Annotated in this window: 21 protein-coding genes and 1 tRNA gene; 8 read left to right on the plus strand and 14 right to left on the minus strand. The window is 53.4% G+C overall.

Annotated features, from left to right (window positions below; genetic code table 11):
* On the plus strand, positions 1 to 732 hold a 732-nt coding region (locus tag WBM93_RS01750; protein WP_424427549.1), incomplete at its 5' end, for a class I SAM-dependent methyltransferase.
* A gap of 13 nt (positions 733 to 745) precedes the next feature.
* Here WBM93_RS01750 and wecC read toward each other — a convergent pair.
* A complete protein-coding gene (gene wecC, locus WBM93_RS01755; protein WP_424427551.1) occupies positions 746 to 2044 on the minus strand; it encodes a UDP-N-acetyl-D-mannosamine dehydrogenase in 1299 nt (432 codons plus the stop codon).
* A gap of 105 nt (positions 2045 to 2149) precedes the next feature.
* The gene (gene wecB, locus WBM93_RS01760; RefSeq protein ID WP_424427553.1) at positions 2150 to 3295 is read right to left on the minus strand and encodes a non-hydrolyzing UDP-N-acetylglucosamine 2-epimerase; all 1146 of its coding nucleotides are present in this window, start codon (positions 3293 to 3295) and stop codon (positions 2150 to 2152) included.
* A 95-nt stretch (positions 3296 to 3390) separates the two neighbouring features.
* On the opposite strand from wecB, the gene WBM93_RS01765 reads away from it, so the two are divergent.
* Positions 3391 to 3765 carry a hypothetical protein gene (locus WBM93_RS01765; protein ID WP_424427555.1) on the plus strand — a complete coding sequence of 125 codons (375 nt, stop codon included), beginning with the start codon at positions 3391 to 3393 and terminating at the stop codon, positions 3763 to 3765.
* Here WBM93_RS01765 and WBM93_RS01770 read toward each other — a convergent pair.
* Genes WBM93_RS01770 through WBM93_RS01780 form a run of 3 tightly spaced genes read right to left on the minus strand, consistent with a single transcriptional unit; the run spans position 3762 to position 6967 of the window.
* Positions 3762 to 4829: a mannose-1-phosphate guanylyltransferase/mannose-6-phosphate isomerase gene (locus WBM93_RS01770; RefSeq protein ID WP_424427557.1), complete on the minus strand. Its 1068-nt coding sequence runs from the start codon at positions 4827 to 4829 to the stop codon at positions 3762 to 3764. The two genes, WBM93_RS01765 and WBM93_RS01770, sit on opposite strands and share 4 nt — an antisense overlap.
* Positions 4830 to 4839: 10 nt before the next feature.
* Entirely contained in the window at positions 4840 to 5643 is an 804-nt protein-coding gene (locus WBM93_RS01775; RefSeq protein ID WP_424427559.1) for a class I mannose-6-phosphate isomerase, read from the minus strand.
* Positions 5644 to 5659: 16 nt separating this feature from the next.
* A complete protein-coding gene (locus tag WBM93_RS01780) occupies positions 5660 to 6967 on the minus strand; it encodes a UDP-glucose dehydrogenase family protein (RefSeq protein ID WP_424427561.1) in 1308 nt (435 codons plus the stop codon).
* 324 nt (positions 6968 to 7291) lie between these two features.
* Between WBM93_RS01780 and WBM93_RS01785 the strand changes: the two genes are divergently transcribed.
* The gene (locus tag WBM93_RS01785; RefSeq protein WP_424427563.1) at positions 7292 to 9214 is read left to right on the plus strand and encodes a polysaccharide biosynthesis protein; all 1923 of its coding nucleotides are present in this window, start codon (positions 7292 to 7294) and stop codon (positions 9212 to 9214) included.
* Positions 9215 to 9261: 47 nt separating this feature from the next.
* Here WBM93_RS01785 and WBM93_RS01790 read toward each other — a convergent pair whose 3' ends face one another.
* Positions 9262 to 10119 carry an LD-carboxypeptidase gene (locus WBM93_RS01790; protein ID WP_424427565.1) on the minus strand — a complete coding sequence of 286 codons (858 nt, stop codon included), beginning with the start codon at positions 10117 to 10119 and terminating at the stop codon, positions 9262 to 9264.
* Between the two features lie 34 nt (positions 10120 to 10153).
* Here WBM93_RS01790 and WBM93_RS01795 point away from each other — a divergent pair, with 34 nt between their 5' ends.
* Both WBM93_RS01795 and WBM93_RS01800 read left to right on the plus strand, forming a co-directional pair.
* Positions 10154 to 11554 carry a UDP-N-acetylmuramate--L-alanine ligase gene (locus WBM93_RS01795; RefSeq protein WP_424427567.1) on the plus strand — a complete coding sequence of 467 codons (1401 nt, stop codon included), beginning with the start codon at positions 10154 to 10156 and terminating at the stop codon, positions 11552 to 11554.
* Between the two features lie 290 nt (positions 11555 to 11844).
* Positions 11845 to 12672, plus strand: coding sequence for a universal stress protein (locus WBM93_RS01800; protein WP_424427569.1), 828 nt, complete (start codon positions 11845 to 11847; stop codon positions 12670 to 12672).
* Between the two features lie 8 nt (positions 12673 to 12680).
* Here the strand turns inward: WBM93_RS01800 and WBM93_RS01805 are convergent, their stop codons facing one another.
* The 3 genes from WBM93_RS01805 to lptB all read right to left on the minus strand — a co-directional run bounded on the left by WBM93_RS01805 (position 12681) and on the right by lptB (position 16087).
* Positions 12681 to 14231, minus strand: a complete 1551-nt coding sequence (locus tag WBM93_RS01805; protein WP_424427571.1) for an MBL fold metallo-hydrolase — start codon at positions 14229 to 14231, stop codon at positions 12681 to 12683.
* A 34-nt stretch (positions 14232 to 14265) separates the two neighbouring features.
* Positions 14266 to 15078: a universal stress protein gene (locus WBM93_RS01810; protein ID WP_424427573.1), complete on the minus strand. Its 813-nt coding sequence runs from the start codon at positions 15076 to 15078 to the stop codon at positions 14266 to 14268.
* Positions 15079 to 15271: 193 nt separating this feature from the next.
* Complete coding sequence (gene lptB / locus WBM93_RS01815) at positions 15272 to 16087, minus strand: LPS export ABC transporter ATP-binding protein (RefSeq protein ID WP_424427605.1); 816 nt, start codon at positions 16085 to 16087, stop codon at positions 15272 to 15274.
* 76 nt (positions 16088 to 16163) lie between these two features.
* Between lptB and WBM93_RS01820 the strand changes: the two genes are divergently transcribed.
* Positions 16164 to 16574: a hypothetical protein gene (locus tag WBM93_RS01820; protein WP_424427575.1), complete on the plus strand. Its 411-nt coding sequence runs from the start codon at positions 16164 to 16166 to the stop codon at positions 16572 to 16574.
* A gap of 43 nt (positions 16575 to 16617) precedes the next feature.
* On the opposite strand, the gene WBM93_RS01825 is transcribed toward WBM93_RS01820, so the two are convergent.
* Both WBM93_RS01825 and WBM93_RS01830 read right to left on the minus strand, forming a co-directional pair.
* Entirely contained in the window at positions 16618 to 17916 is a 1299-nt protein-coding gene (locus WBM93_RS01825) for an acetyl-CoA hydrolase/transferase family protein (RefSeq protein ID WP_424427576.1), read from the minus strand.
* A 94-nt stretch (positions 17917 to 18010) separates the two neighbouring features.
* A complete protein-coding gene (locus WBM93_RS01830; RefSeq protein WP_424427578.1) occupies positions 18011 to 18454 on the minus strand; it encodes a host attachment protein in 444 nt (147 codons plus the stop codon).
* Between the two features lie 278 nt (positions 18455 to 18732).
* On the opposite strand from WBM93_RS01830, the gene WBM93_RS01835 reads away from it, so the two are divergent.
* Positions 18733 to 19329 (plus strand): CC0125/CC1285 family lipoprotein, encoded by a 597-nt coding sequence (locus tag WBM93_RS01835; protein ID WP_424427580.1) that lies wholly within the window; start codon positions 18733 to 18735, stop codon positions 19327 to 19329.
* Positions 19330 to 19455: 126 nt separating this feature from the next.
* Here the strand turns inward: WBM93_RS01835 and WBM93_RS01840 are convergent, their stop codons facing one another.
* Complete coding sequence (locus WBM93_RS01840; protein ID WP_424427582.1) at positions 19456 to 20097, minus strand: murein L,D-transpeptidase catalytic domain family protein; 642 nt, start codon at positions 20095 to 20097, stop codon at positions 19456 to 19458.
* Between the two features lie 99 nt (positions 20098 to 20196).
* Here WBM93_RS01840 and WBM93_RS01845 point away from each other — a divergent pair, with 99 nt between their 5' ends.
* Positions 20197 to 21330 carry a L,D-transpeptidase family protein gene (locus WBM93_RS01845; RefSeq protein WP_424427584.1) on the plus strand — a complete coding sequence of 378 codons (1134 nt, stop codon included), beginning with the start codon at positions 20197 to 20199 and terminating at the stop codon, positions 21328 to 21330.
* 293 nt (positions 21331 to 21623) lie between these two features.
* On the opposite strand, the gene WBM93_RS01850 is transcribed toward WBM93_RS01845, so the two are convergent.
* The gene (locus WBM93_RS01850) at positions 21624 to 22394 is read right to left on the minus strand and encodes a glutathione S-transferase family protein (RefSeq protein ID WP_424427585.1); all 771 of its coding nucleotides are present in this window, start codon (positions 22392 to 22394) and stop codon (positions 21624 to 21626) included.
* A 323-nt stretch (positions 22395 to 22717) separates the two neighbouring features.
* Positions 22718 to 22793: transfer RNA gene (locus tag WBM93_RS01855), tRNA-Lys, on the minus strand.
* Positions 22794 to 22800 lie beyond the last annotated feature (7 nt).

The following is a 22800-nucleotide window of genomic DNA, read 5'->3' on the forward strand; positions in this document are numbered from 1 at the left end:
AGCCAAGATAGGTGCAGCATGAAGGCTTTCCTCAAAAAATGGCTTTTGCCGAATTCTTCGCGCGAATATTTGCGTCGTTACAACAGGGCATTTGCCGAAACAGCGGAAAGCGGGATGATTGTTCTCGATGCCGGGGCAGGGGAGCAGCCTTACGCCCAATATTTCGCGCATTGTACTTATGAGAGCGCAGATTTCGAAATGGTGGACAAGCCTTACGCCAAATCGACCTATGTTTGCGACCTGGCTCGAATCCCGACGGCTGAAGCACGTTTTGACCGGATCATGTTCAATCAGGTGCTGGAGCATATTCCGGAACCGTCGGAAGTGCTCGCGGAATTGTTCCGCGTGCTCAAACCGGGCGGGTCGATCATATGCACCTGTCCGTTCTATTATGAAGAGCATGAAAAACCTTATGATTTCTACCGCTATACCCAATTTGCCCATCGTCACCTATTCGCCAAAGCCGGATTTGAGATAGATCGGCTGGAATGGCTGGAAGGGTATTTCGGGACCATGGCCTATCAGTTTCAGACTATGGCAGTGCGTCTGCCGATTGCACCGCAAAGATATTTCAAACGGCCCTGGTGGCCGATGCTGTTCTGGCCGTTGATTGCTATTGTGAAAGCGACAGCCGTGGTACTGGCGGCTACGTTCTACAGACTTGATATCGCCTGCAAGATCACCGATCGCGGTCATCCCAAAAACTACGTCATATTGGCGCGAAAACCTTAAACAGGATGCATCGTCAACTCGCTAGGCGTACGCCGCTTACAGCTTCCCGATTGTCGGGCTGATCCGGCCATATCCCGCGTGTGTCATAGACTATCTTGCTAGCCCGTTCATCAAGCGGGATCGATTTGAACATGTCGTGATCGGTAAGCGTGATCATCACCGGGCAGGTTTCCAGCGCCTGGTCGATATCGATCAGCTCTGCCCCCGTGCCTTCAAAGGCTGCCGGCAGCTCGCTCGCATAAGGCTCTACGACCTTGATCCGTCCGGGATAGCGCCGCGCCAGCTTGGCAGCGATTCTGAGCGCAGGGCTCTCGCGGAAATCGTCGATATTGGCTTTGAACGCCAGCCCGAAGCACGCGATTGTTACGCCCGGCAGCTCATCGATCAGCAACGACGCCTGTTCCAGAACATGACCGGTTTTCCCGTCATTCACTTCACGGGCGATGCGGATGAGTGGTGATTGTTCGGGCGCGCTGTGGATGATGAACCACGGATCGACCGCGATACAATGACCGCCGACACCGGGTCCAGGTTGCAGAATATTGACACGCGGATGGCGGTTTGCAAGGCGGATGACCTCCCAAACGTCGAGCTCCATATGATCGGCGATGATCGAAAGCTCGTTGGCGAAGGCGATATTGACGTCACGGTAGCTATTCTCGACCAATTTGGTCATTTCCGCAGCGCGAGCGGTTGTTGTGACCAACTCTCCGCGAACGAAGCGGCGGTAAAAACCAAGTGCCTTGCGCGCGCAACGCGGCGTGATGCCGCCAATGCTGCGGTCATTCTGGATCAGTTCCTCGAGGATTTTTCCCGGCAGCACTCGTTCCGGACAATAGGCGATGGCGATGTCGGGAATGTCATTGGCCAGCCCCGGGATCTTGAGATCGGGGCGCAGGCTTGCAATCAAATCGCGCATTTTTTCGGTTGTGCCGACCGGGCAGGTTGATTCGAGGATAACGGTGTCACCGGTCTTCAGGGCTGCGGCGATATTGGTTGCCGCTTCCATGACAAAGCTGGTGTCGGGAATATGGTTCTCGCCGAACGGGGTAGGCACGGCGATGATGAAGACGTCAGACGGTTCCACCATCAATGAAGCGCGAAGGGTGCCACGGGAAACAACGCCTTGCACCAGTCCATCAAGATCGACTTCTTCGATATGGATCTTGCCGGAATTAATGGTTTCCACGACATGTTGGTCGATGTCTATGCCGAGAACCGGGCATCCCGAACGGGCGATGACGGCGGCGGTAGGTAAGCCGATATAGCCCAGTCCGATGACGCAGACGCGTGGTTTTTCTTCCGATAGCATGTCAGGCTCTACTCCGCAGGGCGCCACTTCAGCGCGATGTACCTGCGGCGAACCTAACCAATCATCGTAAATATTTAGGTAATTTGATGTTTTGCGCCGCTGTTTTTAGACAGTAAGGCTATTTTCGATGATATCGGCAATCCGTTCGCTGGCCTTGCCATCGCCAAAAGGATTGTGGGCCCGCGCCATTGCGAGATAGTGGTCCTCGTCGTCCAGAAGTCTGTTCGCTTCTGCTACAATTACATCCGCATCCGTGCCGACCAACTTTGCGGTTCCGGCTTCAATCCCCTCTGGCCGTTCGGTGGTGTCGCGCATCACCAGCACCGGCTTGCCGAGGGCCGGGGCCTCTTCCTGCACGCCGCCGCTATCGGTCAGCATGAAGCTGCAATGGTTGAGCAGGCTCACAAAATTGGGATAATCCAGCGGTTCGATCAGCGCGACATTGGCGAGACCGCGCAACGCATCCCGCATTATTGCTCTTACATTGGGGTTCAGATGAACGGGAAAAATCAGCGCGACGTCATCCCGCTGGGCGATTGCGCGAAGCGCGCTGGCGATATTGGTCAGCCCGTCACCCAGGTTTTCCCGGCGATGGCTGGTCACACCGATGATTTTCCGACCACCAAACTTCTTATATAGACCATAAAGATTGGTATCTAATTTACTGGATTTCAACATTTTATCTGACGACATCAAAAGAGCGTCAATCACAGTATTGCCGGTGACGTGAATGCATTTTTGAGGAATATTTTCCTTGGTGAGAGCGTTAGCTGCCGTTTGCGTCGGGGCAAAATGCTGGTCGGCAATCGTACCGATGATCTTGCGATTAACTTCTTCTGGCCACGGGTGATAGATATTATAGCTCCGCAGACCCGCTTCGACATGGCTGACGGGAATCTGTCGGTAATAGGCAGCCAGCGCGCCGCACATGGCAGTCGCTGTATCGCCCTGAACCACCACCCGCTGGGGTTTGGTTTTGTCCAATATTGTGCCGATTCCGGACAATAGCCTGCCGGTCAGATCGTCGAGGCTCTGGTTGGCCTTCATCAGGTCAAGATCAAAATCCGGCCGGATATCGGCAATATCCAGTACTTGGTCGAGCATTTCACGATGCTGGGCCGTAACACAGGACAAGATTTCAAGGCCATCGCGAGCCGACAAGGCCCGGACGACCGGAAAAAGCTTGATTGCTTCTGGTCTGGTGCCGAAAATGACGAAGACTTTCGGTTTCTTTGGTGCCTGTGCCGTCATTCCAGATGCTTATCCGTTTTTGGCTAAAATTTTGATAATGGTATGTTCGGGAAAAAGCGTTGACCGAAACTTCCGGCTAGCCCAAGCGGACTTTTATGAATTGGTTTGAACTTAAAAACTGGCTGGAACTGTCAACAGGACTGGATCGCGATTCGCTGCATATTTATGCTGGTGTTGCGGTTCAACTGTCCATCGCATTTTGTCTGAGGCGCTCGCTCGCCAGCCCGATCCCCTGGTTTTTCGTTGCGGCCGTTGCATTGCTCAACGAATATTATGATTATTCCTTCGTTCCGGAGGTATCGCTGGGAAATCAAGAATATTATGACGAAGCAATCAGGGATATCTGGAACACTCTACTGTTGCCGTCTGTGTTCCTGCTGATCGCGAAATTTTGGCCAAATTGGCTAACCGGTAAACTTGATAGAGATAAAGTGACGGTCGAGCTGGATGAGGCTACGCCTTCAAACTAGTCTTTTTCTTCGAGCTTCTGGGCCATTATTTTTACATTCTGCGACTGCCCGCGAGGCAAAACCACGACTTTGTTTTTGTGTGTGACGATAATCAAATCTTCCACGCCCAGAACCGCGATTTCAAGGTCGTGACTGTGAATCAGATTGTTGCTTGAATCGATCGTCTCCGCCTTGCCAAAGATGACATTTGAATCCAAGTCTTTGTCGCAAATATCGAATAGAGAATCCCAGCTGCCGACATCCGACCATCCGGGATTGACAGGCGTAATAGCGATTTTTTCAGCTTTCTCCATTATTGCATAGTCAATTGAATCAGACGGTGCCGAAGCAAATGCATCCGGATCAGGATAGCAAAAGCCATCCTCGGTTCGCCCGTCGCTCATGGCAGATTTGCAGGCGTTGAGCATCTCGGGTGAATATTTTTCCATGGCTGCCAAATAGGAATCGGCCCGAAACAGGAAAATTCCGGCATTCCAGAAATAGCCGCCATCCTTTAACATTTTTTCGGCTTTTTCCTGATTGGGTTTTTCAACAAATTCTTTTGCTGCCAAGCTTTTGGTGCTTCCGACAATGGCTTCGCCTTGCCCGATATATCCGTAACCGGTTGCCGGTCCGGTGGGTTCGATGCCGAATGTCACCAGCCATCGGGATAGCGCGATCGAGATTGATTCCTGCACAGCCTTTTGAAAGGCCGGAATATTTTTAATCATATGATCACTGGGCATTATCAGCAATAGATCAGTAGGGTTCTCGGCAGCAAGCGCAGCGAGTGCTATAGCTGGGGCTGTATTGCGGGCGCAGGGTTCCAGAATCAATGCGCTAGGTGTCACCCCCACTTCCTGTATCTGTTCTTTCATGATTCGAGCGTGGCTGGCGGATCCGACAATGATCGGGTCGCGATAAATTGTCTTGTCGGCACAGCGCTGAAACGTCAGTTGAAACATGCTGAGCGGGCCCAGCAAATTCAGGAATTGCTTTGGCTTTTCCGGTGTTGAAAGCGGCCATAACCGGGTTCCGGAGCCACCGGATAATATCACGGGTGTAATCAGAGTTTTTTGGGGCATGATAAGTCTTCTACGCCATTGTGCAGGCGACGAGGGATTTTTTGTTCTCCGACAGATCTATATCGGACAATCTCGCGCAGATTCCGCATTCGCCGGCCTCGATCAATTTCCCGCGGACGGTGACAGAACCTTCCAAAGGGATTACCTGCCATTCCTTGCTCGCAGTCTTTGCCAATATCTCTTCGTCCGCGCCGACAATCTGGAACAATCCAAAAGGCGCGCCCGCCGAGAGGCAGACCGATTGCCCGACTGGCACCTCTTGACTGAATTTCATGTCATAAGGCGACAGTTTAGCAATCGCCATCGCTTCATCCAAATGTAGTTCGCGCGGGCGTCCGTAGTCGTAAATACGGAAGGTGACATCGACATTTTGCTGGATTTCCACAACAGAAACATCCGCTCCAATTGCGTGGACAGTCCCGGCAGGGACATAGTAAAAGTCACCCTTTTTCACCGGTTTCCAGTCGATAAGCTGTTCAATTTCACCTAATATTGCTGCGGTCTTCAGCTTGGTAGCGCTTACCTTTTCTTTCAAGCCGAGGCCCAATACCGCACCCGGTTTCGCATCCAATATATACCAGCATTCTTCTTTGCCATGCGGCAATCCAATTCTTCGTGCCTGCCTGTCGTTGGGGTGCACTTGGATGGACAGTTTTTCACTGGTGAAAAGATATTTGGCCATCAGCTGAGGCGTTATTCCCTTGGGGGCTTCAAACCAGATCTCGCCAATTTTCTTGTTGCTCCGGTCGCCAAAAATGTCAGGCAAAACTTCCTGACCCCAAGGTTTTTCGACAAACTTCCGCTTCATCTTCATGATCAGCGCCCAGCCATTATCGGTTACGTCCGATGCTAGTGTAAACCAGATTTGTTTGGGCAACTTCTGACGGGTTGTAGATATTTCGCAGATCCACCAGCACATTGCCTTTCATGACTCGCGAGAGCTTCTTCAAATCCAGGGCACGGAAAGCATCCCATTCGGTCACAATGACGACGGCATCAGCTTGTTCCGCAGCTTTGTAGCTGCTGTCAGCCATTTTTACTGCTGGCATGATTCCCTTTGCCAATTCCATGCCTTCCGGATCATAAGCGGCCACTTCCGCTCCCCCATCGATCAATGTTTGCGCAATGGCGATCGACGGGGCGTCTCTCATGTCATCGGTATTGGGTTTGAACGTAAGGCCCAGCAAAGCCACTTTCTTGCCGCGTACATTGCCGCCAAGTGCATGGATGACCTTGCGGCCCATCGCGCGTTTGCGCTGGTCATTCACTTGCACGACCGCTTCCACGATCCGAACCGGGCTATCATTGTCTTGCGCCGTTTTCATCAAGGCTAGCGTGTCTTTGGGAAAACAACTGCCGCCATATCCAGGGCCGGCGTGGAGGAATTTCGACCCGATCCGGTTGTCGAGTCCAATTCCCCGGGAAACCTCCTGGACGTCGGCACCAACTTTTTCGCAAAGGTCTGCGATTTCATTGATAAATGTGATCTTCGTCGCGAGAAATGCATTGGCTGCATATTTGATCAGCTCCGCCGTGCGTCGGCCGGTAAATAAAATCGGTGACTCATTGAGGAAAAGCGGGCGGTAAATCTCGGTCATCACATCTTTCGCCCAGTCATCCTCCGTCCCGATGACAATACGGTCTGGCCGTTTGAAATCACGAATAGCCGCACCTTCGCGCAAGAATTCTGGATTGGAAACCACGGAAAAACGGTCACGCGGCTGCTTCTTTTCGAGTATTTGCTCAACTTCGTCGCCGGTTCCCACGGGAACGGTCGACTTGGTTATGATCACCGTTGGTTTGGTGATCGAATCCGCGATTTCTTCGCTCGCGGCATAGACATAGCTCAGGTCAGCATGGCCATCGCCTCTTCGTGACGGGGTTCCTACTGCGATAAAAATTGCGTCGCATTCTTTCACCGACGCGGCGAGATCGGTTGAAAAAGATAAGCGCTCGGCGTCAACATTGCGCTTCACCAGATCGGCGAGGCCCGGTTCGAAAATCGGCATGATATTCTTGTTCAGGTCCGATATTTTTTTCTGGTCCTTGTCGACGCAAACGACATCATGCCCGAAATCTGCGAAGCATGCGCCGGAAACCAGGCCAACATAGCCAGAACCTATCATTGCAAGTTTCATTTATACTCCCTTGAATATCTGGCGCCGTACTACGAAAATCTGGCACCGTACTATGAAAATCTGGCGGCTTGTGGCCTGCTGACTATCACAGGTCAAGTTTGCCGCAACAAGATCGCGATCGAATGTCATTTGCATGGGCTTGTCTGGCGGCATCTCGCGATGATAGTCGGAAGGCAGATCCATTGCATTTTTATTGTTATCTAGTTGCGACAAGCATTGATTAAATAAGCGTTTTTTAAAGTGCTTGGCCAAATCGGCTCAGATCGGTAAATATGCCGTTCGGCGTCGCAGTTTTGTAGATCGAATACCAGCTTTGAGAATCAAATGATTGAAAATATCACCGGCCTAATCACATCGTTCCTTGAAAAAATCGCCCAGTTAGCGCGCTGGAAGAAAAAGGGAATCGTGTTTCTGCTCGACATATTGCTATGCGTGCAGTCGATCTGGATAGCCTATTCTCTTCGCATTGGCGTCTGGATCCTATGGGATATCGCAGTTCAGAAAATCGTGCTGATCTGTCTTCTCGCGATGGTTCCTGTCTTTGTCCTTAGCGGCGTTTATAAAGCAATTTTCCGCTATGCCGGCACCGGAATGATGAAAACTCTGGTCCGTGCTTTTGCGGCTTATTCTGTGGTGATCGCGTTTTTATTCGCCGTTATCGGGATAGACGGTGTGCCGCGAACGATCGGCGTCATTCAACCGGTCGTCTTTTTCATGCTGGTCGGATTTGCGCGGGTAACCGCACGATATTTGATGGTTGATATACTCGGACGCAATCGTTTTGCCGGCGACGTAAAAAATGTCGTGATCTATGGCGCGGGCAGCGCGGGACAGCAACTTGCTGTGTCAATGCGGTCACAACCGGCGATGAGGTTGTGCGGTTATGTTGATGATGACCGCAGACTAGACGGCCAAAGACTGGACGGAGACAAAGTATTCTGGAGTGGGCGTCTGCCGGAACTGATCAAGAAACGGAATATAACCGATATCCTTTTGGCATTGCCCAGGATCAATCGCAAGAAACGCCGCAAGATTGTGGAGCAGATTCGCGAGTTCAAGGTGCACGTTCAAACTTTGCCGAACATGCAGGAAATAATCTCCGGTAAAATCGCATTCAGTGATATTCGCGAACTCGACATCGAAGACTTGCTTGGTCGGGAACCGGTTTTGCCAAACGAGTTGCTGTTCGGAAGGACAATCGTCGGCAAGACCGTGCTGGTGACCGGTGCCGGGGGATCGATCGGCGGGGAGCTTTGCCGACAGATTTCTGTATCGGGCGCCCATCGCCTGATCTTATTCGATCTGTCCGAATATTCTCTCTACCGGATTGAAAAAGAGCTGCAAGAATTGTCAGTGACACAAAACGCGCAAAAGCTGGAATTAATACCAATCCTGGGTTCGGTCGTTGATGCTATCAGACTGCGAGAGATATTCTCGCAATGGAAGCCGGACACCGTCTTCCATGCGGCTGCCTATAAGCATGTGCCGCTGGTTGAGGCCAACCCGATCGAAGGTATTCGAAACAATATACTAGGAACGCAAACTCTGGCTGCGGCAGCAGAAGCGGCCGAGGTAAGAGATTTCATTCTGATCAGCACCGACAAGGCGGTTCGTCCAACCAACGTCATGGGCGCGTCCAAGCGGGCGGCCGAACAGGTGATCCAGAATTTCGCCGCGAAGAACAGTGCGACGAAGTTTTCCATGGTACGATTTGGCAATGTCCTCGGTTCCAGTGGCTCCGTGGTACCGCTATTTCGCAAGCAAATCGAGGAAGGTGGCCCGATCACCCTGACAGATCGGAATGTCACCCGGTATTTCATGACCATACCCGAGGCGGCGCAACTGGTCATTCAAGCTGCTGGCATGGCCAAAGGCGGAGAAGTATTTGTGCTGGATATGGGGAAATCCGTCAAGATTCTTGACTTGGCAGAGACGATGGTCCGGCTGTCCGGTCTGACCGTACGGGATGACGTCAATCCGGAAGGCGATATCGAAATTGTCGAAGTCGGACTGCGTGCCGGTGAAAAGCTCTATGAAGAATTGATCATCGGAAACGACCCGCAATCCACTTCGCATGCTCGAATAATGAAGGCCCATGAATCTTATATTGAGGCTGACGCACTTAATGACCTGATTGCAAGCCTGATGAACTGTCGCGATCCGGAGGCCGCAATCATACTGCTCAATTCTCTGGTGCCAGAATTTGCACATGGGAGAGACAATGATGCGTTGGAAAGGGCTTCCTGAAGCCAGAGTATCCGCTAATTGTTGCAACCGCTATCCCGACTGATATTTCAGATTTCCAGCAGCCCAAATGGTACAATTCGATTATGGGCGTCATGTCCGATGTCCGCCCGGCCCAGATAGGCAATCTCGTTATCCTCCGACCACCGTTTGGCAATCGCTTCCGGATCTTCGCCAAAGGGTCGATCATTTTTCGGGATATCGCTGACCCGACCCAACTTGATCCCGGACAGGCCGTGCTCCGCTAGATTGCTGCAGATATGAAACATGGCGCGATCGAAGGCGTATAAATATTCGGATATTTCTTCAACGATGAGAATATGGTCCCTTAGATCGGGCATTAATTCTGTGCCGGTCATCATCGCGAGGGTCATGACATTAAAAGCAGCATGTTTCTGACCACTGACCAGGCCGGGCTCGAGTGCATTGGCTTGTTTGCGGACAATCCAGTCCAGGGCTCTCCGAACGGCCTCCTCACCGCCTGTTCTGCCTATATCCGATGGCATCGGACCATGAGCGACTACGCCAATATTAGCGCGATATAGCGCACCCAGCATATTCCCTGCATCGCTATATCCCAGATATGTTTTGTGATTTGCATTGTGGTCCAATCGGCTGATGGCAGCTTCCGCTATACGCGCCGCACCATAGCCGCCGCGGGCAAACCATATCGCATCAATGGCCGGATTGTTGGCCAATGCGACGAAACTTTCTAGGCGTTGTTCGTCGCTGCCAGCAAAATGACCATGCTCGAAAAAACACTGCTCATCGAAAATCAATTCGGCTTGTGGATGGCTCTCGGTGGCGAGCGCGACGACGCGTTCAGCTCCTTCCCGAGTGAACGGGGTCGACGGTGCACAAATACCGATGCGGACTGGTGAGGAGATAGATTTTGTTCCTTGCGCCATTGCCAAACAGTTGGAGAAGCAATAGCGCGAAAAAATGAGCGAAGACAAATCCTATTATTTTTGTGGAATCGGCGGTTCCGGAATGTTGCCACTGGCGATGATTGTCAAAGCAGCAGGCGCGCGGGTCTCTGGGTCGGACCGGGCGCTCGACCAGGGGCGATTGGCGGACAAGTTCCAATGGCTGCAGGACCGGGGAATCAAGCTGTTTCACCAGGATGGCAGCGGTCTCGTCGATAGCGGCCAGATATTGATCGCTTCCGCTGCGATCGAAGACAGCGTTCCGGATGTCGCGCAGGCCATCGCATTGGGTTGCAAGCGGATGACCCGGGCCGAACTTTTGGCCGAGCATTTCAACGCGGCACCGCGCAGCATCGCGGTCGGCGGAACCAGCGGCAAGTCCACCGTCACCGGCATGATCGGCTGGATCCTGACCGAGGCAGGCTGGGACCCGACAATCATGAACGGTGCGGTGATGAAGAATTTCGTTGATGATGATTCCCCATTCGCCAGCTCCCGTGTCGGGGCTGGCGATTTGATGGTCAGCGAAGTTGACGAAAGTGATGGTTCTATTGCTCTGTTCAATCCGGAAATCGCTGTACTCAACAATGTCAGCCTCGATCACAAAAGCCTCGAAGAGCTGAGAATATTGTTCGGAGATTTTATTGCCAAATCGCGGCAAGTGATCTGGAACCATGATGATGAGGAATCGCGGGCGCTTGTCGACTCCCGCAAACCTGCAGAAACCTGCAGCTTCGGATTTTCCGACGGGGCGGACTATCGGGCTTTTGACGTTGAGGAAAAATCGCTCGGCAGTAGTTTTACAATGCGGACTGGGGGCCAAGACTATCCAGTCGCTCTGCAAGTGCCTGGCCGGCATAATATCGCTAATGCGCTGGCGGCCGTTGCGGCTTCTTGCGCGATTGCTGTGCCGATCGATCGCGCGATTGCGGCGATTGGAACATTTGTCGGCCTGGCCCGGCGGTTCGATATTGTCGGAACCGAGAATGGCATCACGGTGATCGACGATTTTGGTCATAATCCCGATAAAATTGCGGCGACGCTCGCCACGTTGAAGGCTTTTCCCGGCCGCGTCATAGCTTTCTTCCAGCCGCACGGATTTGGACCGATCAAAAAAATGGGCGCAGAGCTTGCCGCGGTTTTCTCCGAAAATCTCGACGGTGATGATCGGATCATATTATGCGATCCGGTCTATTTCGGGGGCACGGTTGATCGGTCTCTGGGCAGTGAATCCATCGTGGATGCGATAACTGCCGCTGGTGGCAATGCAGAACATCTTGCCGGACGGCAGGATTGCGGCGACAGGATCGTGGAAATCGCGCAAGCGGGGGACCGGATCGTCATCATGGGCGCGCGCGATGATACGTTGCACGCTTTTGCCCAGTCGATTCTGGCGGCGATCGCAAACAATCAATGAAAACTGCCATCAACGATATGGGCTGTTTGTAGATTGGGTCTGCTGGAGTTTAGAATGGCGGTCCGATCCTTTGAACAATGAGCCCGCCATAGCGGGAAATCAGCATCTTATTCTCAGGCGCAGAATACCTCTCCTCATGTTCTGGCCAAAAGGATTGAATAGGTAACAATACCTAGGGAACACCACCGATTCAGTCTGTAGTTTAGAGATATTATTCTGACCAGATTGGGCGAGTGCAACTGCGCGCTCGGCTCGATATGGATATAAAATGCCGTTGAGGGAGCATTATCATGAGCCATAAGGCAATTCTTCTAGCCACCGATCTATCGGCACGTTGCGATCGGCCGCTTGATCGGGCTTTGATGCTTGCCAAGGAGTGGAGCACGAAACTGATCCTGCTCCACGTCCTGGATGCCGGCCGAGCGAAGGATCCTGCCACCAATATCCGCGAAATCGAGACACAAATTGCCGATGAGTTGCCCAAGCACAAGGTCGACGTCGAGATATTGGTCAAGACCGGCGATGTCTCCGCGACCATCGTTGAAACTGCAAAGTCGAAAAAATGCGATCTGATCGTGACCGGAGTCGCGCGCTATAATAGCGTTGGCGACGTTCTGCTTGGAGGTCCAGTTGATCAATTGATCAGAAACGCGTCTGTTCCGGTGCTGGTTGTGAAGCGCCGGCCCCAAAATGCTTATAAAAATATCCTGATCGCAACCGATTTCTCGGATTGTTCGCTGCAGGCACTAAACGCCGCCGCCGAATTATTCCCCGACCCCAAGTTGCATCTGGTCCACGCCTACCACGAACCCTATAGCGCGTGGCTGAGTTCAGATCAGGTCGCCCAGGATGTAAAGTCCGAGGAACAGACGGCCTTGACCAGTTTCCTTGCCAAACGCGCAATTTCCGAGGCGGTTTTCAACCGTGTGAACGGATCGCTTGAAAAGGGCGATCTGGGGGCGGTGTTACTCCGCAAGATCGCTGCAACCAAATCGGATTTGGTGGTATTGGGAACCCATGGACGCGGCGCGCTTTCTCGTGCGACACTGGGAAGCAATGCGCAGCATGTTCTCGGCTGGGTTGGCGAAGATGTGCTGATGGTCCGCGAAAGAAAATAGCGGCTCGATCAGTTTACACTGTCCAACGCCCGTTTAAGAGCCGCGAGCATTTTTTCACGATCCTGATTGGTCGTCTGTCTGGATATTTTGTCTTCTACCTCTGCGCGCAGCGCTGCGAGTTTGGATATCCAGTCCCGTGAAGCGGTCAGTTCTGCAGCATCCGCACGACCGGTAGACTGACGGGTAGCCGGTGCAGCTGGCTGCAATGCCCAAGTCTCGCCCAGAGCGGGAACGATGGCGGCTGGCAAATCCGGAAATTCCTTTATAGTCTGGTCCATGCTTGCGAGTGCGGTCGGATCGCCGTGGACCAGAAAAAGCGAGCCTCTGATCGGCGTGCGATCCTTGATCCAGTCCACCAGCCCGCTGCGATCGGCATGGTTGGAATAGCCATCAAGCATCACAACCTGCGCCTTCACGTCGACATCATTGCCGGAAATGCGCACGCGCTTCGCCCCGTCTCTAAGCACCGACCCCAATGTTCCGGCGACCTGAAAACCCGATAATAATAACCGAGAATGTCGGTGCGGCAGGTTTCGGATCAGGTGATGTCTTATCCGACCACCCTCGCACATGCCCGATCCGGCAATGATGACAATTCCGCTCATACGGTTCAGTTTCTTGGATTCCGCAGTGTTCTGAATGAACCGGATATTGGTCCGCTTCAATATGTCGGTTCCGCTATCCCGGTAGCGCATCACCGCCATAGTGACTTTCTGCGCCAGCGGAGAGTCGAGAAAAACATTCACCGGCGCAAGACGTTTTGATTCAAACAGGGCATCCAAATCTTCGAGAATTGACTGGGTGCGTTCCAGCGCAAAGGCCGGGATCAGCAAATTGCCGCCAGCCGCCATCACTTCCTCGACATGCCGCGCCAGTGTTTCGCGACGCTCGCTGACCAATATAAGTTCGCGATCCCGGTCGCCATAAGTGGATTCGCAGATCACATGATCATAGCCGCCGATTTCCGAGGCGGTGCAATTGATCGCTCGCCCTGGTCCGATATCGCCCGAGAACAGCAACCTTTGGCCGGCGATATTGATTTCGATCGACGCCGATCCCACGATATGCCGCGCATCCCAGAAGCGGAAAGACACGCCATTTTCGAGATTATTCTCCTCGCAATAGGAAACTGTGCGGATATTCTTGTGCAGTCTGGCGATGTCTTTGCCATCATAAAGCGGGATGAATGGCGGCAAGCCTGCCCGGTCTGCCCGCCGGTTCCGGCGCTCGACGTCGGCTGCCTGCAATTTGGCAGAATCTTGCAAAAGCGGTTTGATAATGTCCGCGCTGGGCGCGGTGCAATATGTTTTCGCCTTGCAGCCATTGGCGTAGAGATAGGCCAGCCTTCCGCTATGATCGAGATGCGCGTGGGTGAGCAGCACGGCATCGATTTTTTTCGGATCGAACGGCAGCTCTTCATGGTTCAGTGCTTCGAGCGAACGGGTGCCTTGGAACATGCCGCAATCGACCAATATTGTCTTGCCCGCTCCTCGCAATTCAAAGCAGGAACCCGTAACCGTTCCTGCCGCGCCATGAAATTTCAAGGTTACTCCGCTCATTCAATTCTTCCCCTCGGAAAGCATGTTCCCAAGATCAGTGCGCGACAACCAGCGGGACCGGGCAATCCCGGAACAGATTTCGTGTGACACCGCCGAACAGAAACTCGCGCGCCCGGCTGTGGCCATAGGCTCCCATCACCATGTAGCTGGCACCCAGGGTATCGACGGTAGAGAGGAGAACGGCCTGCACCGACGAACCCTTGGCAGCGAGATCGTGAATCTTTGATTTTATCCCGTGCCGTGACAGATATTCAGACGCATCCAGAGGCGGCAGGTCGTGGTCCTTGTCCTCCTCGACCACGACAATGTGCACATCACTGGCCAGTTTGAGCAGGGGCACTGCAGCACGCAGGGCATTGCCCGCCTCGAAACTGCCATTCCAAGCCACCACAGCCGGACCGGCTGCGTCGAATTTCTTGACGCCGTCCGGCTGGACGATAACCGGAATATTGGTGTTGAAAACCACGTCACCCAATATGCCCAGGGGCAAGCTGTTATCTTTTACGCCGCTGCCCGAACTGAGGACCATCACATCGGTAAGCGCGGAGTTTCGTGACAGCGCTCTCGCCGGTTCTGCATTGGCTTCCCGATAATCCCACGGCACATCTTCGCCCGCCAGCCGTTTCTCGATTTCTGCTTTCAATTCTATATCGGCTTCACGCGCATATTTGCCGATGTCGTACATCACCGACATGCCGGTAACGCCATCGAAAGCCATTTGTGGATTATAGGGATTGGCGCGCAGGCAATGGAGATGTCCCTCCAGCGCGCGGGTCAGATCGAGTGATGCCTGATATCGTGCATCAAGGCCGGAATCGTCATTCACATATAATAGCACGGATTTCATATGATTTCTCCTGATCTGGCCAACCTTTCGGCAGATTTCACATCCTATCTGTCCGGCATTGTTCGCTGTATCAGGGATTATACGGATGCAGGATATGCCATCGATGAACCGACCGCTATGATGAAGTCACTGCCGCGAAGACAATTCCAAACAAGCTTCCCGTCGGGATCTTGCTCGTATGACGCCCCATCTTCTATTGGAAGAATTCTTCGCCGAGGTACAAGCGGCGGACTGTTTCGTCCTCCAACATGGCCGCTGGCGTGCCGCTGAATACGATTTGCCCTTCATGCAGGACGTAGACCCGGTCGAGAAGGTCGACCATCTCCCGCACGTTCTGATCGGTGATCAGTATCCCTACATCATGGCTTTCCAGTTTTGCGATCATCGCCTTGATGTCCCTGACCGAAAGCGGATCAATTCCGGCAAATGGTTCGTCGAACAGCATGATGCTGGGACTGGCTGCCATCGCCCGGGCAATTTCACAACGGCGTCTTTCACCGCCCGAAAGGGCTCGCGCCGGGGTCTTGCGGACATATTCAATATGAAATTCGGCAAGCAGGCTATCAAGCCGCCGCGCTTTTGAAACCGGATCATTTTCGAACAACTCGAGCACAGTCATAATATTCTGTTCGACCGTCAGCCCGCGAAAAATGGAGGGTTCCTGCGGCAGATATCCCAGACCGCGGAGCGCGCGCCGGTCGAGGGGCAAATTGGTTACATCTTCACCATCGAGAAAAATATGACCCGAATTCACCTGTAACAACCCGAGTATTGAATAGAAGGTTACTGTCTTGCCTGCTCCATCCGGGCCGAGCAAGCCGACAACCTCTGACCGGCCGACATCGAAAGAAACATTGTTCAAGACCTTTTTCTTGCCGAAACTCTTGTAGATGGATTCAACCGAGAGACCGGCGTTTTCCGGCGCCGGTGTTTTCGTGCAATGCGACAAATTTGGAAGATTGAAATGCTTCAATGGATTACATCGCCCCGTCCGGAAAACGGATATCATAATTGGCATGGTATCGGCTTAATATCAGGGAGTTTACGTATAGCCCCTTCAACGCAAAGCGACTTAGTGGCCAAGAATGGCCAATCTGCTGAAAGCGGGCATGTTCTATTTTCTCGGCGTTTTTGCGCTGGGATTCATTCTGGGTTCGATGCGACTATTCTTCTTGGTCCCATTTACAGGTCCGGTGGTTGCGATCCTGATCGAAATCCCGCTGATGCTTCTATTTGCTTGGTTTTTCTGCCGGTTCCTGACCGGACGATTTGAAATTCCGCCGGAAACAAATCAACGCCTGGTGATGGGCCTCGTAGCCTTTGCTTTTCTGATGACCGGAGAGGCGTTGATCGCGATCTTGCTGCAAGAAGGACGGTTGACGGATTTTATCATGACGTTTGACTTGCCCGAAAACCGGGTCGGGCTTGGCGCTCAGATTGCATTTGCATTATTTCCGTTGATTCAATCCTATACGGACGTCGGAGCCGGTCGCTAGTATATCTGCCGTCGAAGACCAGGCGGCCTGCAATGGACCGTTTTCATAAACCGTTAGCCAATTCATCCCTGAACCTGGGATGCGCGAGCCCGATGAGCGCATCTGCACGCTGGTTGAGCGATTTGCCCTTCAGGTCAACCGTGCCATATTCCGTAACGACGATATGGGTATCATTGCGCGGCGTCGTCACCGGCCCGTCCAGTCGGGGAACAATGCGAGAGACAGTGCCATTGCGGGCGGTGGACTGGCAGGCGATGATCGACTTGCCGTCTTTCGATGCAGTTGCTCCGCGGACAAAGTCGAGCTGACCGCCCGAACCGCTATATTGCCGCCCCATCAGATGCTCCGAATTGCACGCACCGCCGAGATCAATTTGCAGTGTTGCATTTACCGAAACGACATTCTTGTTCTTCGCGATATGCCGCGGATCGTTGACGATATTCACAGGCGCGCTGTGCATCGCAGGATTGTCGTCGAGGAATTCGTAGAACGCGCGGTCGCCCATAGCGAAGGTAAAGACGCTGCGGCCGCGATAGGTGGTCTTGGCCTGATTGGTGACCGCTCCGCACTGGATCAGGCTGGCGAGGGCAGGGGTCATAAGCTCGGTGTGGATACCGAGTTCGCGGCGGTCCTGCAGCAAGGCGCACACCGCGCCGGGAAGCGCGCCTATGCCCATTTGCAGGCAGGAGCGGTCATCGATCATATCGGCGATAGTGGCCGCAACGATTGCTTCTTCCGGCGATGTGCCGGGAGCGTGAACTTCGGCTAGTGGTGTATCATTTTCCACAATCGCGTCGACTTCCGAAACATGCAGCAGGGAAGCACCGAATACCCGCGGCATATTAGGGTTAACTTCGACCACCAGCTTTTTCGCGCTGCGGGCGGCGGCGGTCGAATAGTCATTGCTGGTGCCAAAGGTGAACCAGCCATGCTTGTCCATCGGCGACACCGTGGTCACAAAAAGATCGAGCGAGACCTGCTCTTTGAATAGCCGGGGGGAATCACTGAACGCGACCGGAACAAATTCGATCGGGCTTTTCTCCACCGACCCCTGCGCTCCCAGCAACTTGCGTTCAATCGAGCTCAGAAACATGCAGCGCGGGCGAATACGACCCAGCAGGTCTGGCCTTAACAGCGTTTTACCGGCATGATCCATCGAATGGAAATACCACAGCTTGAGATCGTCGATATCGCCATTGTCTGCCATGTCCGCGATCGCGCCAAGCAATGCTGGCGGCTCTGCAGTGGCCATACCCATTGCAATATGCGCTCCGGATTTTAATCCGCGCACCGCCTCGTCGGGGGTACCAAGTCGGGAATTATATTCGTCAAAATGTGTCATAACCGATGCCTTGGGTTGAAAAGAAAACTGATTGAAGGATCAACCGGAGACAGGCCGGAAAAGCAGCGGCAAAGAGCACCTGGCGACAGCGCCATCAGACCTCATGTTTGGTGAGCATTTTCGCGAGTGATTTGGCTTCATCCGGCCCGAAGGCCTTCGGAATTTCTGCGAGCAGCTTTGCGCTGGTATCGGATTTCAGATGTTTGCGTATAACGCCCAGTGCGCGCGGCGCGGCGATCAGCACGACGCCAGCTTTTGTGTTCGCGACAATTTTCTCGATCCTATGCGCCACTTCGGTCACGAAGCGGTCTTCTTCCTGCTGCTGTAAATCCGTCAGCTCATGGGTACCGCGGTGCGGCGATTTGGACTGAAAGCTCCGGCCCGGTTTATCGGTCCCGAGCTCAGACGTACGCAGCGAAGGGTTTTTATGTTCCTCGATAAGCTCGAGCACAGGTGCAAAGGCTTCTCCGACATTTTTAAACATCGCCATGCGGGAGCCATCGACCGCTATTATCTTGCTATCCTTGCGCACCAGCATATCATTCTCCCATCACGTGATTTAGCTGCAGACTTTGTAGGTTGTGAAGGCACTTCGGACGATAGGTATTGTTACGGACCCTGAGCGCCCGCGCCCGGTGCAAAGATGAGCGCGACCGTCCACCAATCATAAGTCTGTGTGTTGAATCCATTCTCCCAACGACCATCGTTCACAGACAATAAGACTTACGAATAATTACGTAGCGACAATTGGCGGGCGAAATTCGAGAATGCCCCTATTCTGAGCCGTTGCACCGGCGATCACAGAAGGGACAGACCATGATGGATCGGAAAATCTTCTACAAACCCGTCTCAACAGCAACCGGGCTGCTTGCGACATTGCTGCTATTCGCTTGCGCTACGGCAACACCCTATCAGCCGGAACTCCCTGGGCAGCGGATCTCTGGCGGTTATTCTGAAACCCGGCTTGGTGACAAACGCTATCGCGTGCATTTTGCGGGGAATACGCTCACTTCGCGTGAAACGGTGGAGGGTTATTTGTTGTATCGGGCTGCCGAACTCACGGTTCAGAGCGGATATGACTGGTTCCGGATCACCGACCATACGACCGAAACTGATCGTCGGACTTATGTGGACCGCGTCCCACGCTACGAGCCCTGGTACGGTTCGAGCTATGTTAACTGGCGGCCGCACTGGCGCTATTATCGCAGTGGAGTTTGGTCAACGTGGCACCCGTATGGCCGCGATCCCTTCTGGTCCTATGATACCGACGTGCGGACTGTGGAGCGGTTCGAGGCGGAAGCTGAAATTGTGATGCGCCGCGGTACCATGCGTGCGGACGAATCCCGAGCGTTTGACGCGCGGAAGGTTCTCGAGGATCTCGAGCCATCGATCAAACGACCCGAAGACGGATGATGAGTTGGATGGCTTCTTGCTTTATTAGGAGTGAACAGGCCCAGACGTGTTGCGTTCGGACGAACCGCTGGAATCTCCCGATATAGCAAAAAATTGCAGAAGCCCCGAAGTCAGCTAGTTTTCCTGCTATATTTTGTCGGCATATAGCAGGCGACCCGGGCCCAACTGTTCCAATATGATCGCTAGATCACTCTCAGAAAAGGCGAAACAGCCCTGGCTGCGCCCCAGTTTGCCATGCGAGCTGATCATTTCCTGTTCGGCATACCAGGCGCCGTGGATCACGATCGCGCGTGCTTCCGCCAGATTGTTGCTGGGATCAAGACCTTTCAGCCGCCGGGAAGTGCCATGCTTGCCGACATAAGTCTCGCTAATGACGTAGCTGCCGCCGGAGGACGCTTCGGAACCCGGTACATTTGAAAATTCCTGCAGCCATCCGGTATGCCGGAGATCGGAGCCTTTGCCATGCGCGACCAGAAAGGACTGGCTCGTTCCGTTTAACAGGTCAACAATATGAAAACGCTCCTTTGCGGAATGGAGCGAATAGTCGGCGATTCCGATTCTGTCGGTGTGCAATAACGATGTTTCATGCATCGCCATTGCCGCCTTGGCGCGGTCGATCAAGGTCGACGGGCCGGGGGGCGGTGCGATTTTGGGGCGCGCCGGATTCGGCGTTACGCTATTGCTGGCGGCCTGTGATCGGGAAGCAAGTCCATAGGCTGCGCCGGTGATGCCCAGCAGACTGGCGGTAATAAAATTTCTTCTCTTCATTCACCGTTCATAGCAGATTTTTCCTGTACACAGGATTAAGTATCAATACTTATTGTCGGTCCGGCGAATAGTCCGGATAAGGCTCAGATGAGATTGTTATTGACCATTTTAGGCGGAATTTTGCTGTCAGCTTCCGCTTCCGCCCAGACCGAAGATCATCTTATCTGGACCCAATCCCAGATTTCCGAGTTGCGGCAATTGGTAGATACAAGAGCATCTGACGGTCTGGAAAATTGCCAAATAACCGATTTTCGCCAGCCCAATTCGGCCACCGATCCTTACCGCCGGTCGCGCCTTGCCTCGGTCGCTGCGAACGAGTTGATGATGGCTTATCTGGAAGGATGTTCTCCGGCATCGGCTCGGGCGAAATGGCGGATCAAAAGTGATGACCGGCATATCGACACGCAGCAATTGCTTCTGACGGCGTTGGTCCGCAACGATCTCACCGCCTATTTTGACGCGCTTCGTCCGCGCAACCCCCATTATCGAGCGCTGCGCGAAGCTTATGCTGCTGAAGTCGATGAAGAGAAACGCGCCACATTGGCGGTAAATCTGGAACGATGGCGCTGGATGCGGCTCATCATGGGCGAAAAATATCTGCTGGTGAACGCCGCCAGCTTTGAAGTGACTCTTTGGGAAAATGACAGGAAACTTGAAACCTGGCCGATCATCGTTGGCAAGACCAAGTCTCCAACACCGATTTTCGAAGCGACGGTGAGCGGCGTGATCCTGAATCCTTGGTGGGAAATCCCGGCATCGATTGCTGCGGAAGGAATTGGTTCGATGGTGCGCAACAATCCGGCCAGGGCGCGGAGCAGGGGTTATGTTTTTCAGAATGGCCGGTACCGCCAGCGCCCCGGACCCGGCAATGCACTTGGCCAGATGAAACTGGTTATGCCAAACCCCTATAGCGTCTATCTGCATGACACGCCGAACAAAAAACTGTTTTCCGAACCCGTGCGGACATTCAGCCACGGCTGTATCCGGGTCGGTGGAGCGATTGACCTGGTAAAAACACTGCTCGCGGGATCGGCGACAGCAGAGCAGGTCGATGATATTTTGGCCAGCCGAAAGACCACAACATTGTCTACAACAAAGCCGTTTCCTGTCTATGTCGCCTATTTTACAGCGGAGGGATCTGCTGACGGTACGGTGAGCTATTATCCGGACATCTACGATAGGGATCACCTAAATCTGGCGCAGAACGAGCTGACCATCGATTGCCCAGCTTAGCTAGATAGGATGGCCGGTCGATGGGGTTGGCCGCAATGGATGCTTCGATAGGCAAGGCCCCTCAGCAGCTGCAGCGATGGCCAAGCAATACACAGCCTGTTCGCAAAATCTGTACAACGAAACCAAAAGCTTGTTCCAGTTCCTAGTCGTTTTCGATCTGGGCGAAGATGAAGAAGCAGGAAGATGAAGAAACAGTTCGTTTGCCTTTGGCGTTATCAATTCGTTGCTGCAGGATTTCTCTGCTCGGGCCGCGCATCTAGCCAATCAGACTTGTCCGGAATGGTCAGCCCTGGTTACCGTTCCGAAGGAGGGCGCTGGCTGACCGGCGGCAGGTTGCCGATCATCCCGTCCGGGCGCGCCACAGCGAGCATTTTCTGATAAGCGGGTCGGGCTGCGATCTTTTCTTTCCAGGCGGCGATATGGGGAAATTTTTCCACGTCGACGAGATTGAGGCCGGTGGCCACGTTGAGCGGGAAAACCATCATGATGTCGGCTGCGGAAAATTCAGATCCGCCAAACCAGGGGTTTTTGGCGAGATGGTTTTCCGAAAATTGCACAACTGCCTCGCTATCGACAAATCTCGATCGGACGGTCGGCGGATTGGTGCGCCATGCCCTATAATCGCTGAACAGCCGGGCGGCGAGTGAGCCTTCGGCATAGTGCATCCACATCAGATGTTCCGGATAATATTGGCTGTCACGGGCAGGGGCCAGTTTGCCGGGTGCATATCGGTTGAGGATCGTTTCGATGATCGCGCCGGATTCGACCAGAATCTGGTCGCCGATGACGACCGTGGGGACCATCGGCATTTCATGGCCAAGACTGTGCACTTTTGCCATCGACGCTCCCAGATCACCGCGCACATATTCCAGCTCATAGGGAAGCTCCAGCTCTTCCATCAGCCAGACAATCCGCTCCGATCGTCGGCCCTCGAGATGATAGATTGTCAACGCCGGCATCGGCATCGCCTCGGTGTGATGGGCCTCAGACCCGGCTTGTGCCGCATTTGGCACGACCAGCGCGGCGGCGATGATCATCAGACTTGCTGTGGTTTGACGGAACATATTCTATCCTCTCTTTCGGTCCAGCTTCTTGTTGACGAGCGAGCTGTGACGATTCAGAATCAGTATCAATTTGAAATGTGTCAAATTCCGCTTTGTGAAGCAACGGGAATATTTCGGAAAAAGCGCTACTATCCGTTTGGAGGACATGAACTGCGAACCATATGCTCGTTGAAGTTTGTAGCGAGATGTCGCTAGCCTGGATTTGGAAGACGATTTATGGCGGGGAGAATTTCTCATCCAGCGCCAGCCAATGCCTTGCTCGCGACGGAGCGGTCATCACGCTAGCGACACGCACCATATTATTGTCATGCAATTGATAAAAATGGTGAGCCCTGCTGGGTTCGAACCAGCGACCTACTGATTAAAAGTCAGTTGCTCTACCGACTGAGCTAAGGGCCCCCTCAAA

The organism is Parasphingorhabdus sp. (assembly GCF_049667325.1).
GTDB lineage: Bacteria > Pseudomonadota > Alphaproteobacteria > Sphingomonadales > Sphingomonadaceae > Parasphingorhabdus.

Excerpts from the sequence above, each read along its gene's own strand:
- wecC (WP_424427551.1), bottom strand. The coding sequence starts at position 2,044 with ATGCTATCGGAAGAAAAACCACGCGTCTGCGTCATCGGACTGGGCTAT.
- wecB (WP_424427553.1), bottom strand. The coding sequence starts at position 3,295 with ATGACGGCACAGGCACCAAAGAAACCGAAAGTCTTCGTCATTTTCGGC.
- WBM93_RS01765 (WP_424427555.1), top strand. The coding sequence starts at position 3,391 with ATGAATTGGTTTGAACTTAAAAACTGGCTGGAACTGTCAACAGGACTG.
- WBM93_RS01770 (WP_424427557.1), bottom strand. The coding sequence starts at position 4,829 with ATGCCCCAAAAAACTCTGATTACACCCGTGATATTATCCGGTGGCTCC.
- WBM93_RS01775 (WP_424427559.1), bottom strand. The coding sequence starts at position 5,643 with ATGAAGATGAAGCGGAAGTTTGTCGAAAAACCTTGGGGTCAGGAAGTT.
- WBM93_RS01780 (WP_424427561.1), bottom strand. The coding sequence starts at position 6,967 with ATGAAACTTGCAATGATAGGTTCTGGCTATGTTGGCCTGGTTTCCGGC.
- WBM93_RS01785 (WP_424427563.1), top strand. The coding sequence starts at position 7,292 with ATGATTGAAAATATCACCGGCCTAATCACATCGTTCCTTGAAAAAATC.
- WBM93_RS01790 (WP_424427565.1), bottom strand. The coding sequence starts at position 10,119 with ATGGCGCAAGGAACAAAATCTATCTCCTCACCAGTCCGCATCGGTATT.
- WBM93_RS01795 (WP_424427567.1), top strand. The coding sequence starts at position 10,154 with ATGAGCGAAGACAAATCCTATTATTTTTGTGGAATCGGCGGTTCCGGA.
- WBM93_RS01800 (WP_424427569.1), top strand. The coding sequence starts at position 11,845 with ATGAGCCATAAGGCAATTCTTCTAGCCACCGATCTATCGGCACGTTGC.
- WBM93_RS01805 (WP_424427571.1), bottom strand. The coding sequence starts at position 14,231 with ATGAGCGGAGTAACCTTGAAATTTCATGGCGCGGCAGGAACGGTTACG.
- WBM93_RS01810 (WP_424427573.1), bottom strand. The coding sequence starts at position 15,078 with ATGAAATCCGTGCTATTATATGTGAATGACGATTCCGGCCTTGATGCA.
- lptB (WP_424427605.1), bottom strand. The coding sequence starts at position 16,087 with ATGATATCCGTTTTCCGGACGGGGCGATGTAATCCATTGAAGCATTTC.
- WBM93_RS01820 (WP_424427575.1), top strand. The coding sequence starts at position 16,164 with ATGGCCAATCTGCTGAAAGCGGGCATGTTCTATTTTCTCGGCGTTTTT.
- WBM93_RS01825 (WP_424427576.1), bottom strand. The coding sequence starts at position 17,916 with ATGACACATTTTGACGAATATAATTCCCGACTTGGTACCCCCGACGAG.
- WBM93_RS01830 (WP_424427578.1), bottom strand. The coding sequence starts at position 18,454 with ATGCTGGTGCGCAAGGATAGCAAGATAATAGCGGTCGATGGCTCCCGC.
- WBM93_RS01835 (WP_424427580.1), top strand. The coding sequence starts at position 18,733 with ATGATGGATCGGAAAATCTTCTACAAACCCGTCTCAACAGCAACCGGG.
- WBM93_RS01840 (WP_424427582.1), bottom strand. The coding sequence starts at position 20,097 with ATGAAGAGAAGAAATTTTATTACCGCCAGTCTGCTGGGCATCACCGGC.
- WBM93_RS01850 (WP_424427585.1), bottom strand. The coding sequence starts at position 22,394 with ATGTTCCGTCAAACCACAGCAAGTCTGATGATCATCGCCGCCGCGCTG.